This window comes from Luteimonas sp. Soil_C_16 (genome assembly GCF_057657295.1).
The window spans coordinates 757,932-769,795 of the sequence record NZ_JBDGIS010000001.1; the positions used below are offsets into that span (position 1 = coordinate 757,932).

Annotated in this window: 10 protein-coding genes; all 10 read right to left on the reverse strand. The window is 56.1% G+C overall.

The genetic code is table 11. The features are described 5' to 3' along the window. Positions 1-10: 10 nt before the first annotated feature. Complete coding sequence (locus AC3A5T_RS03400; RefSeq protein WP_487627354.1) at positions 11-1,099, reverse strand: glycosyltransferase; 1,089 nt, start codon at positions 1,097-1,099, stop codon at positions 11-13. Next, complete coding sequence (locus AC3A5T_RS03405) at positions 1,100-1,783, reverse strand: acyltransferase (protein WP_487627355.1); 684 nt, start codon at positions 1,781-1,783, stop codon at positions 1,100-1,102. 11 nt (positions 1,784-1,794) lie between these two features. Continuing rightward, a complete protein-coding gene (locus tag AC3A5T_RS03410; RefSeq protein WP_487627356.1) occupies positions 1,795-2,559 on the reverse strand; it encodes a glycosyltransferase in 765 nt (254 codons plus the stop codon). Between the two features lie 83 nt (positions 2,560-2,642). Next, entirely contained in the window at positions 2,643-3,668 is a 1,026-nt protein-coding gene (locus tag AC3A5T_RS03415; protein ID WP_487627357.1) for an O-antigen ligase family protein, read from the reverse strand. A gap of 328 nt (positions 3,669-3,996) precedes the next feature. After that, complete coding sequence (locus AC3A5T_RS03420; protein ID WP_487627358.1) at positions 3,997-5,310, reverse strand: oligosaccharide flippase family protein; 1,314 nt, start codon at positions 5,308-5,310, stop codon at positions 3,997-3,999. 38 nt (positions 5,311-5,348) lie between these two features. Further along, positions 5,349-6,515 (reverse strand): nucleotide sugar dehydrogenase, encoded by a 1,167-nt coding sequence (locus tag AC3A5T_RS03425; RefSeq protein ID WP_487627359.1) that lies wholly within the window; start codon positions 6,513-6,515, stop codon positions 5,349-5,351. A gap of 102 nt (positions 6,516-6,617) precedes the next feature. Beyond that, a complete protein-coding gene (locus tag AC3A5T_RS03430; protein ID WP_487627360.1) occupies positions 6,618-8,003 on the reverse strand; it encodes an undecaprenyl-phosphate glucose phosphotransferase in 1,386 nt (461 codons plus the stop codon). Positions 8,004-8,273: 270 nt separating this feature from the next. Continuing rightward, positions 8,274-10,412 carry a YjbH domain-containing protein gene (locus AC3A5T_RS03435; RefSeq protein ID WP_487627361.1) on the reverse strand — a complete coding sequence of 713 codons (2,139 nt, stop codon included), beginning with the start codon at positions 10,410-10,412 and terminating at the stop codon, positions 8,274-8,276. Then, positions 10,409-11,182 (reverse strand): capsule biosynthesis GfcC family protein, encoded by a 774-nt coding sequence (locus AC3A5T_RS03440; RefSeq protein WP_487627362.1) that lies wholly within the window; start codon positions 11,180-11,182, stop codon positions 10,409-10,411. Before AC3A5T_RS03440 ends, AC3A5T_RS03435 begins: the two co-directional genes overlap by 4 nt. Positions 11,183-11,187: 5 nt before the next feature. After that, the gene (locus AC3A5T_RS03445) at positions 11,188-11,862 is read right to left on the reverse strand and encodes a YjbF family lipoprotein (protein WP_487627363.1); all 675 of its coding nucleotides are present in this window, start codon (positions 11,860-11,862) and stop codon (positions 11,188-11,190) included. Positions 11,863-11,864: the final 2 nt, after the last annotated feature.

Consider the following 11,864-nt stretch of genomic DNA (forward strand, 5'->3'; position numbering starts at 1 on the left):
ATAACTAATCTCAACCCAGGATAATTTTTCGGATGGCTACTTGGTACGCTTGCAACGAAAAATTACTAACGTAGGCGCTCCGCGCGCAGGCGGACAACAAACAATATGAACTGTCGTTTCGATGCGGAATCTGATCAAGCAAGCTTGCAAGGGAATCTGCAGATCCTGGTTTGAACAGGAAGCCATTTTCATTATTGGATATGATCTCTACGAGGCCACCATGCCGGGCTCCAATCACTGGCTTCGCATACGAAAAGCCCTCGATGGCTACACGGCCAAAAGGCTCGGGTTTCGTGGACGGGACGACGACATAATCCGCCCACTGGATGTGCTCGCCAGGAGAACTTGAAAAGGGAATGAAGACTATATTTTTGTCAGCTGCCAGCAGGCCCGAGGCCTTGCTGAGTTCGTCTACAAGATGGTGCTGGCTCGCAACGGGCGAGCCCACGATACGCACATCGAAGGCTCGGCTACATCGGGAGAGTGCCGAGATCAGAAGGTCTTGGCCTTTCCAGTTGCTGATGCGACCGAGCAACAGCAAACGCACTGGGGAATCGGATTTGCCATGCGCACGTGAATAAGTCGGAAGCGGGCTTTCGACCCCGTTGTGGACCACCTTTCCTGGGAGGCCAAAAGCCTCGGCGGTTGCCCTTGAGTTGTAGATTAGTCCTGCCCCCGATGCTTTGAGCAGAAGCCGGAAGCAATGCATATCGAAGCCAACGGGCAACTCTCGCACGTGGACAATCTTTCGACCGCCGAAAAAGACGAGTGCGACTATCGCGGCAAAGCAAACCACCGTATTGACGTAAACAACATCACTCGACTTGATCAGTCGGCGAATTCTACGGAACGCCCCAACTGAGCTCCAAAGGAAGCGAAGTGGCCGCTTTATCGATTCGCGTCGAAGATAGCCCCGTGGTTCGTACAGCACCTCGATTCCTGCGTGGACAAGTTCTGTTGCGAGCGGCCCCGGCTCCGGGAGAACCACAGTGGCTTCGACGTTGATTGACTCGTGCGATGCCAAAGCAGCAAGGGCTGCCAGGAAGCTTCGATCAGAGCCGTACAACTCCGCACTCTGATGTATACCGATAATTCTCATTCAATAGCTTCTCAGAACTCTGGCGGGCACACCGCCGATGACGGAGTGCGGAGGAAATGAGCCATTCACTACGCTACCTGCAGCGATGACACAGGAATGACCAATTTCCGAACCTGCTAGGACGGTAACCTTTGCACCGATCCAGCAGTTTGGGCCAATGCTTATCGCCGACCTGGTGGTTCCCTGGTCTTTGATCAGAACATTCTTGTCAAGATAATTATGATTCTCTGGGTGGACGCTTAAGTACTGCCCTGCAATTGTGTTGTCCCCTACTTCGACACCCCCTGAGCCGCCAATTCTGCTGAACTCTCCGATTCCGACGTTCCGGCCAATTCGAATATAGGACCCTATGCTAGACAGGGTTCCACTACAGATTAATCGGGAAAAGTCCCCGATCTTAGAATTATCACCCAGTTGAATACCTTCACGTCCAAGGCCATCTATGCAGACATAGCGGCCAATCCTCACATTCCTCCCGAGCTTGATTCTTCGCTTACAGCGAAGCGTCGAGCCCCTTGCACGAAAAATAAGCTTAGAGCTTCCCGACGCCAAGCCTAAAGTCAGACCGCCGCGGAGAAGATGGACAAAATAATCAAAGTAAACCGCCAGTCTGTAGCCTAGAGGTACGTCGGAAGAAATCCTGTCTTCTTTAAGCAGCGTGAATAAGAATAGTCTAATGTTCATATTGCTTCCGCTTACGGTCGTTTCATGTTCAAAAACCTAAGGTCTTTGAACTTTATAGCCATCTTCGCTGCTAGAGCCAGTGCGTACGCTTTCGATAGAGTTCTAAGAAAAAAACTATCTTCAAATATAATGGGCCACGTGCTTAGAAGGTTGCGGTAGCGGGGAAGTATTAGGTCCGGGTCCGTCTCATTCCAGAGCGCAGTATCGTGCTTGATGCACGTATCCACAATAATCAGTTCCGGATTATTCTTCGCAAAATCGATCATAAAGCGCGTATCTACGCCGTAAAGCGACAGCCGCTCGTCGAAAGAGTAGTTCCTCAGATAATCGGCAGAGACAAGCATCCCGCTGCTGATAGCAAGAGTATTCTTCGACGGGCGAGGGCCTGCTTCGATAATCTTGAGGTGTCTGCCCTTGAATAGCACTAGCTCTCCAGGACTGACAAGCTTTCCGCCGGAGAACACTGACGGCAGAAAAAGCTTCGATGTCGAATGCATTTGCGCTGCAGAGAGCATACGGTGAACGAAATCCGGCGGCAGCTCGGAGTCTTGGTCAAGAATCAGCATGAAATCGTGACGACTTTGACTCCGCCCAGCCGAATTGTAGACAGCTGAAAGTGGCGTATTCTCAGGATGCCATTCATAGGTGGCGTTTATACTATCTAAATAAAAATCCTTGAATTCCTCTTCATTTCCGGAGTCTGGACTGTTATCCCAGATCAGTACGATGCTAGAACTACCGCATAAACTGAAATCATTAGAGCGCAACGTCCTCAAGCTCTTCGACTCAGTCAGCGACTGTCTATAAAGGACCACTACAATAAGTAGACTCGAGGTGTGACTTGACGTCTTTGGCTGGATCATAATGTGCGCGCACCATTCGTGCTAAGCAGGCCGCGCATTCTATTACGCTCAGCAAATATGAGAAGAAGAGAAACGTAGGTGAAGAATGGAAGCGTATCCATAACGCCAGTTGCAACTATAAATATTAGGTAGCCCGCAAGAAATCCTGGGTACAAACTCTTGAGTCGGGGAGATGCTTTAGCAGCAGCAGCAGACAACGACACGAAGAGAACTGCGTTAGCTATTAGTCCGAGCACTCCGATATTGATGAGCCAATCGAACACGGCACTTTCCGTATTCTGCAAATCCTCATATCCTGAAGTACCAACGAGATCGCGAGAATAGGTTATCCCGTTGCCGAATATAGGATTGTTCGAAAATACTTCGAGCGCCACGGAAAGTTGCGCTAATCTCATCCCGAGGGTGCTTCCCGAATTGTCATCTGAAGCTGCAGTATTGACGAACGAGCTAAAAAAGCTGATTGCATCCGACGTCATGGTTTGCTTGGTGCTGAAAGAAGCTATGGCAACTACAGTTAACGCTGTGAGTCCTACGACTTTCTTTGCGGGGCTCATCGATAAGAAGAAAGTGATAAGAGCCACAGCAATTGGCAGAATTGGCGATCTGGAGTTCGTCAGAACTGCCGCTGTTAGCAGGGCTGCGGCTACTAGAAGAAGAGCCACTCTCTTCTCCGTCGACAAAGCGTCGTCCTTGAGGTAAACCAACAAGGCAAAGAATACTATGGCAATGTGGCCACCGAAAGTAATGGGGTGGCTGAATGTTCCTGTTGCCCTCAGGCCGCGAAGAGTCTCGGAGTAATCTGTGGCGAGCACTCGTCCGGTGCTGGATGTCGACTTTATAAAGTCAAAGTAAGGATTCTCGCGCATAAGGTAGGACCCTATACCATATAACGCGACGGCTGCCGCTAGCGCGATTAACTTGTTTAGGGTGTCTCTGCAGAATCGATTTTCGGAGTATAGCCATATCAAATAGCTCGGAAGGAATATCTCAATTATCATCATGACGGCAGTTATGCCGTCCATCGGTCTGTCTTGAATGTGCGCTAAGGTCGCTGCTCCATAAGACAAGATAAACAAGAACAGAGGCGCTCGGAGCGGGAAGGATCGTGCAGATAGTTGTACCCGACCAGCGTACATTGACTTAACAGCAATTCCGATCCCAAGTGCAGCGATCAGCGCGCGATTCAGCGAAAGGTATGGCAGCCCGGGAGAATCGACAAGCGCAAACGCTTTGGGTGTTAGAAGGCAGGCCAAGACAAATACTGATGTCGCATGCCTTAGCCGAGTCAAGGCGAGTGCGAAGAATCCTGCGAAAATCAGAAGCGGTAATAGCGTCGAAGGCATTTCTTGTTCAGTGTTCTGAAATGAGCAAGTGGTACACCGACAGCGTAATGACTGTTAGCACGAAAGGCGTCATCCGTTTAAGAAATCGGAGATAGCCTGATCCAAATGCAAAAGTATGAAGAATAAAATAAACAATTAGAAAATTTAGGTGGAACGAGATCACTAGCGCCCAGCAGAGACTGCTCAATGTCCCTTCTATAACTCCAGTGATGATCGCGGTAACGTTAACTGAAGCGGTAATAAGTCCACACAGAAACAGCAGATCTGTACGTCTAATTGTTTGGAAGAACCCTCCGCTGGTAGACATTATCACCTGAGCTGGGATAGTCAGCGCAAGAAGCTTGATCACTGGTACAGATCCTAGCCATTGGTCGCCAAACGCTAGGATGACAATCCATTCAGCAAAAAAGTAGAAGCAAACGGCGCAGAGGGTCCCAATAACGGAGAGCTTAAATGTCAGATCTCTATGCACATGCTGGATGTAATCGATGTCGTTTGCGTGCTTCCTGAGAGCTGGCTGGATGGCGGGGGTCATTGCAAATCCGAGCAAAAGCAGGGGATAGCGCATCAGTTGGTATGAGCGATCGTACAGGCCAAGCTGAGACGCGCCTAAATATTTTCCGACTAGCAGACTATCTAGGTTTCGCGAGAGGAAATTGAGGATGTTGAATGCCAGCTGGTATCCGGAAGTTCCAAGCAGAGGATATATCGCTTTGAATTTAACTCCTACCCTGGGCCGTCTAAACTCTGTTGCATCGCTGAGTATGTATAGGCCTAAGAAGTTAACGACTGAGAAGATGGGGAGTCGCAATGATAGGGCCTGCAGCTGGTCCAAGTGGTTTCTAGCTACGACCACACATGCGAGTGCGGCTATTTCCGCAATTACTGCAGAAAATGCTATTCGCAAAAATCCTTGTTCACGTTGTAATAAAGCGGTCGGTAGGATCGTCCACGCGCTGAAAATTATGCTCGCAGCAATAAAAGGTGTGGCTGCCTCCAGAGCAGGTATTCCATAGAAACTTACTATTAAGGGGGTGAGCAAGAAGAACGAAATTCCGAGAACTAAACCAAGTGCCACGGTTAATCCGAAAATACCGTCGCGTTCACGATTCGGCAACTTATCCAGCGCGATTACGGCCGGCCCTAGGCCCGCTTCCGATACAAGCTGAAAGAATACGTAAAACACCTGTACTGCAGCAACGAGGCCGAAGGTCTCGGGTTCGAACAGTCGCGCGAGTAACATCAGAGAGGCGAACTGAACTGCATAGGCGAGGTACTTACCGCCCATGCTCAGCGAAATTGCTCGGTAGAGTCCACCCATCTATTCTGCCCGCGAAAGTTGCATATGCGATTGCATGTTCAGTCGGCGCGAAACAAGTCTCGGCTGAAAACCTTAACCATCACATCACATATATCATCTGTGATTCGATTTGCAATAATGATATCAGCTTTAAGTTTGAATTCAGAAAGATCCTTAATAACTCGGGATCTGAAAAATTCGGTGTCCTCTAGAGCCGGCTCATAAACTATTACTTCCACTCCCTTGGATTTAATTCGTTTCATAATGCCTTGGATGGCAGACGACCGAAAGTTATCCGATCCTGCTTTCATAACGAGGCGGTAAATCCCAACAACACTTGGATTGCGTCGCAGGACCTCCTCGGCGATGAAGTCCTTGCGGGTGGTGTTAGCGGAGACGATGGCCTGGATCAGGTTTTGCGGCACGGCGTCGTAGTTAGCAAGCAACTGCCGGGTGTCCTTCGGCAGGCAATAGCCGCCGTAACCGAACGACGGATTGTTGTAATGGCTGCCGATCCGCGGGTCCAAGCACACGCCTTCGATGATCTGGCGCGTGTCCAGCCCATGCGTGGCCGCATACGTGTCGAGTTCGTTGAAGTACGCGACGCGCATCGCGAGGTAGGTATTGGCGAACAGTTTGATCGCCTCGGCCTCGGTCGCGTCGGTGTACAGCACCGGGACGTCGCTCTTGATCGCGCCTTCGCTGAGCAGACTCGCGAACACTTGAGCACGTTCGGAGCGTTCGCCTACGACGATGCGACTGGGGTGCAGATTGTCGTAGAGCGCGCGGCCTTCGCGCAGGAACTCAGGCGAGAAAAGGATGTTGTCGGTGGCGAACTTTTCGCGCACCGATGCCGTATAGCCGACCGGCACGGTCGATTTGATGACCATTACCGCGTCCGGGTTGATTGCCAGGACGTTGGCGATCACCGCTTCGACGGAGCGCGTGTTGAAGGTATTGGTGGTGGTGTCGTAATTGGTCGGGGTGGCGATGACAACGTAGTCGGCATCTGCGAACGCCTCGGACGGCACGAGTGTCGCCGTGAAGTCGAGTTCGGGCTTGGCCAGGTACTCACGGATCTCCACGTCGTCCAACGGCGACTCGCGGCGGTTGAGCATCTCGACCTTGGCCGCGTCGATGTCCAAGGCGACCACGGTGTGGTGCTGTGCGAGGAGCAGCGCGTTGGAGAGGCCAACGTAGCCGGTGCCGGCAATGGCGATTTTCATGGATGAGTTCGTCAGAGGGTTGGCAACAGGGATGATGGCTTTGGACTGCTACAGCCCTCACCCGCCCCGTCGGGGCGACCTCTCCCGGAAGGAGAGGTGTTCTCAGTACGCATTGCGATTGATGAAGCCCTTGAAGATCGTCAGGAACACGATCCGCAGGTCGAAAGCCAGCGACCAGTGCTGCAGGTAGTACAGGTCGTACTCAACGCGGCTCACCATCTTGTCGAGGGTGTCGGTTTCGCCACGAAAACCGTTGACCTGAGCCCAACCTGTGATACCTGGCTTCACCCGATGACGCTGCATGTATTCGTCCACCTGATCGCGATACAGGTGGTTGTGCGCGATCGCATGGGGACGTGGTCCGACCACCGACATTTCGCCGGTCAGCACATTGAAGAACTGCGGCAGTTCATCGAGGCTGGTGCGCCGCAGAAATGCACCGAACCGTGTGATGCGGGCATCGCCTTTGATGGCCTGCGTCACCGTGCCGTGTTCGGCGTGCATGCGCATGCTGCGGAACTTGAGGACCTCGATCTCGCGTCCATTGATGCCGTGACGCTTCTGCCGGAACAGCACCGGCCCGGGCGAGGTCAGCTTCACGCCCAATGCGATCAGGAGCATCAGAGGCGCGATAAGGATCAGGATCAATGTCGCGAGCACCCTGTCCTCGATCGCTTTGGCGACGCGCGCGCCGCTGTGCAGTGGACTGCTTCGCAGACTGATCACCGGCACGCCGGCCATCTGCTCGACGGAGTGGTTGAGCAGTTGCAGTCCGAAGAGGTCAGGCACCAGCTTGATGTCTGCAGTTGAGTGGGACAGCCGGCGCAGGACATCCTGGATTTCTGTTTCGGCACTCATTGGCAGGGCAATCCAGACCTGATCGATCCGGTTCGACTCCACGTACTCCGCCAGCTTGTCGAGCGCGCCGAGCAACGGTGCGTCGTCGAGATACTTGTGCGAGGCAGGCGTGCTGAACCAGCCTTTGATCTCGATGCCGGTCCAGGGCTGGGCAGCGAAGCCCTGTGCGATACGTCGCGCATCGCGGCCACCACCCACGATGACAGCCGTCCGCTGATCCATCCCGCGGGCGCGCAGATGATCCGCCATGCGCCGCAAGACAACTCGAGCGGCAATCGTGCCTGCCAGCGTCAGCGCGAACCAGGTCAGCCACCACAGTCGCGAAAAGTCTTCAGCCAGCTGCAGCGCGACGGTGTAGACGATGCCCGCAGCGAAGACCATCGACCACAGGGTGACGAGCTTGAAGGCCTCTTTGCTGACGCTGCTGCCGCGCCAGCTGCGATAGAGCGACGAGCCGTTGAGCGCGAGCAACGCGAACAACACACTGCGCGCGAGACTACGGACGTAATCGATTGGCATCTCGAAGGTGTCGAAGCGCAATCGATACGCCAGCAGACCGGCGCCGACGACGATCGCCAGATCGGACAGCCGCAGTCCCCACGCGAAGAACGCAGTGAATTTGCTGGCCATACGCCAGTCGGATTCGGCTTGTTGCCGAATCGGTGAGAACAACATGCCCCGACCCTCGCGCTCGAGCACGGCGCTACGGCAGCCAGACCGGTGCCGCGCATGCCCATGCGCACTAACCTATTGATTCCATTCGGTGTCCCCTGCGCCGAGCTGTTGTTTCAGTTCGTCACACCAACATCACGAACTGTGACAGATGCACTGCTGCACCGCAACGCAGATTTACGGATCTGCTATCAAAAGTCCGGCCGAAATGAGACCTCGTAGCAAAGCTTAGCGATCGATCCAGTCGAGGTTGTCGAGCAGAAATTCGCCATCGCGTTCCCCAGTCAGGCTGTAAAGGCCGTAACGACGGATCAGGCGGGCACCGCCATCTCGTGTGAGCGGTTGCCAGATGATGTTGGCGCGCGCGCGCGTGGGGCGTGGTAGCAGAAAGTCCATCGGGATCGAGAAGTAGATGCCCTTGTCGAAACTGCCTTCGCCGAACGTGCGCGAGGACACGTTGGTCTTGGTCGCCCACGCGCCCATGGTCACGCCATTGTCGAAGCGACGCGCCACGTTGACGGTCGCACCGATATCGCCGGCAAGATAGCGGCCGACGCTGATGTTGGCCTGCACGCGATGCGCATCGCCGAGACCGATGTAGGCGGTCGCATGGCCGGTGGTGACTTGGTAGTCGCGGAAGCCGGCATGCTGGTCGAAGTTGCGCTGACGTACCTGGTTAAGGTCGACGCCCAGGGCCCAGCGCTCGCCGAACGGCCGGTACAGCAGTTCGCCGCCGGCGCCGCCGTACATCGACTCCAGATAGCCGGCGTAGGCCATGCCATACAGATCGCCGCCGAGGTGATGCGCGGTCGTCAGTTGCAGGTTTGGCACGGTGACCGTCGACGTGGTCAGGAACTGACGCTGCCAAGTACGCACACGTGGCATGCGGCTCGGTGCGTCGTAGCGGAACTTGTCGAAATTGTTGAGCAGATCGACGCTGACGGTGCCGGTCAGCCAGGTATGCCGGCCGAACCAGTAGGTCGCGTTCGCGTCCGCTGACAGCTGATAGAGGATGAAGCCATCCGGGCCGCCGAGGACTTGCTTGTAGCCGGGGCCGACGCCCGCCTGGAAGCGGTCGAACGGTGCCTGGTACAGCACTTCGCGACGCTGCGATGCGGGTGGCGCGACCTCGACGCTGCGGGCGAGAGTTCGAATATCGATGCGACGGTCGACGTAATCGGCGAATGCGCTGCGCGACACGCTGGTCTCGGCGATCGGCATGTCCACGCGCTCGTGCGCGAAGGTGAACCATTCGATGCCGGCAGGCGCAACGGTGTCGAGCACGCGTGCGCTGCGGCCAACGCCTTGGGCGGAATAGAAATAGCGCCGCTGCTCGCCGCCGACGATCAGTTCGGGGCCCCGCCGGGAGATGGTGGACACCTTGAGGCCGGCCTCGCGGTGCAGCCGTGCGGCAACCTTCGACCAATCTTCAGCAGTCGATGGACTATTGATGGAAGACGTATGCGCAATCTGATCGCGGATCGGCGGCGCAGGGTGGTCCAGCAGAGGCGCTAGGCTACGCGTTTGCTTGAGATTGCCAGTCAGGGCAACGCCGAGGAGCAAGGTGTTACCGCGCTCGAATCCAGCGCTGATCTGCACAGACTCATTTAACGAATACAGAAGTCCAACATTGATCGGCAATGACTGATTCTGATCGTTCTGTCCCCTTCTCCATGGATCGGGCTCCTTTTCATAATCGTTTCCGTCGAGCTCCACCTTGAGAAGAAGTTCATCGACTGGAGATTTCCACGTGAGGCCACCAAAAATTCCTACCGGGCCCCTGAAAGCGCCTGTCCCGAATCTGCCCGCCTGCGTGAGGGCAGAGTTGGGCGGTGGGCGAGTCTCGAATCTGTCGTCGATCACACGCAAGGGATTCGGGAAGTCTCCTCGGTTTCCCATATAGCCGGTTGCAAGTCCGACGCTGAGGTCAAAATTTCCAAATCTCTTATTGGCGACCAGATACTCGGACGAAAATAACCCCGTTCCACCGATATCTCGCATTCCGAAAGCAACTTCCGGAAATTTCCGGCTTTCACTGAGTAACTTCAGCTTGAAGTCGATGGATTTGTCTTTGATGTGCTGATCGCCGCTTAGATCCTCCAAACCGTAACGGATATTGTTCAGCGACGCGTATCGGAAGGTGCCCTCTAGCCAAGGGAATGGCTGCATCGACAGGTTGTAGCGTGCGTAAGGCGACGTATAGTTTGCGCTGAGGCTTAACTGCCCCTCGTCCTCCATTCTTGCGACCGGCGTTTGCAACAGCCCGGCTCCGCCCCAGTCGCCCTGGGTCACACGATCCTGCGCCTGCAATGCCGAGGAGACGGCCAGCGCAAGCGCGCCGACAGCCAGGGCCGACCGGTGCTTCATCGGCGTGCCTCACCGGCGGCTGTCGTCGGATGGTCGTCCGCAGGCTGCGTTGCGAGAAACTCTGCAAGCTCGGCATTGAAGTCGCCATCGAGCCTGCGCGTTGCACGATCGGGCAGTGGGACGTAGACCACCGCGCCTGGCGCGAGCGCTTGTGGTTCGCTGCGGTTCCACAGCGCGATGCCGAGGCGCTGAACGCCGCCATCGGGTTGGATCACGAACAGCCAGTCGCGGCTGGCCGCGCGCAGCGAGCAGCCCGTTGCGTAAGCCAGAGCATCCTGCAAGGCGACATGCGCCATCGTGCAGGCATCGACGACTGCGCCCACAACGCGAACATGGTTGGGGCGTTGCGGGTAATGCACCCGGTCGCCATCGATCAACGGCAGATTGGCAGCGGGCGTGCTTTCCAATCTTCGGGGCGACAGCTCGGTGCGGACGCGGCCGGTCACCGGCAATCGGTCGATCCAGTCCGCAAGATCACGCGCGACTGCAGCGATTTCGCGATCGTCCGACGACTCGAGCACGCCGAGATCGTGCATCAGGCCGGCTTTGAGGCGCAGCTGCGCCTGCTCCGCAGGCCTTCGCATCAGCATCGCCGCGATGGGATATGCGGTGTCGGTCGGCGCGGCTGCGATCACCGCCTCGGCGAGTCGAGCATCGGCAGGGTGAGTCTGCACGCCGGGTGTTGCGACCTCGCCATCGATGCGGACTTGCAGGGTCTGCGCATTGGCAGTCGCGGCCGACATCAACAAGGCTGCGATCGCGAGCGTCATCCGCCTCATCGCGCTGGGCCTGCGGCGTATGGCTTGAGCACGGTGATCTCGAGTTCCACGCCGGGCGCCACGAACTCGCGGCTGCGCACGATGGCGCCGGTACCCGGGTCGGCCCAGTACCGGTTGTGGGCACGTATGCCGGCACCTTCCAGCGATTCGTCGAAGCGTTGCAGACGGCGCGTTGTGCCGAGAATCTCGATGGACTCGACGTTGCCGCGCTGCAGGTTGCCCCGCAGCTCCACGCCGTAGCGATAGCCGGGCATCCAGTCGTAGCGGCGTACGGTGGTGGCAGACGTGATCGATGCGAGCCGCTCGAACGGGTTGTCGCCCACGATGCGGATGTCGACAGCGTCTACGGTCAGACCCGACGTACCGGCGAGTACGCCATTGCGGAGAAAGATGATGCGGCGATCCGGGCTGTACCACGAGGTCAAGCCCGCATCGTCGTTGCCGAGCACCATCAAGGCCTCGCCATCGGGACCGTCGACCAGAATCTGCGCGAACGGGCTCGCGGCCACCTGTTCGGCTGTGACATCGACCGAACTGCCGGTAATCGCGAGTCGCGCGGCGTCCAGACTGCCGCGCGGCAGTCCGGTGCAGCCGGTGATGGCGAGCAGACTGACGATCAGGAACGACCACGCTGCCGCGCGCGTCCACGAAATGGCGCGAGTACCTGACACGA

What these genes read in the sequence shown, in the direction of transcription:
- AC3A5T_RS03440 (WP_487627362.1), bottom strand. Translation starts at nt 11,182, where the DNA reads ATGACGCTCGCGATCGCAGCCTTGTTGATGTCGGCCGCGACTGCCAAT.
- AC3A5T_RS03415 (WP_487627357.1), bottom strand. Translation starts at nt 3,668, where the DNA reads ATGGACGGCATAACTGCCGTCATGATGATAATTGAGATATTCCTTCCG.
- AC3A5T_RS03400 (WP_487627354.1), bottom strand. Translation starts at nt 1,099, where the DNA reads ATGAGAATTATCGGTATACATCAGAGTGCGGAGTTGTACGGCTCTGAT.
- AC3A5T_RS03405 (WP_487627355.1), bottom strand. Translation starts at nt 1,783, where the DNA reads ATGAACATTAGACTATTCTTATTCACGCTGCTTAAAGAAGACAGGATT.
- AC3A5T_RS03430 (WP_487627360.1), bottom strand. Translation starts at nt 8,003, where the DNA reads ATGGCCAGCAAATTCACTGCGTTCTTCGCGTGGGGACTGCGGCTGTCC.
- AC3A5T_RS03435 (WP_487627361.1), bottom strand. Translation starts at nt 10,412, where the DNA reads ATGAAGCACCGGTCGGCCCTGGCTGTCGGCGCGCTTGCGCTGGCCGTC.
- AC3A5T_RS03420 (WP_487627358.1), bottom strand. Translation starts at nt 5,310, where the DNA reads ATGGGTGGACTCTACCGAGCAATTTCGCTGAGCATGGGCGGTAAGTAC.
- AC3A5T_RS03425 (WP_487627359.1), bottom strand. Translation starts at nt 6,515, where the DNA reads ATGAAAATCGCCATTGCCGGCACCGGCTACGTTGGCCTCTCCAACGCG.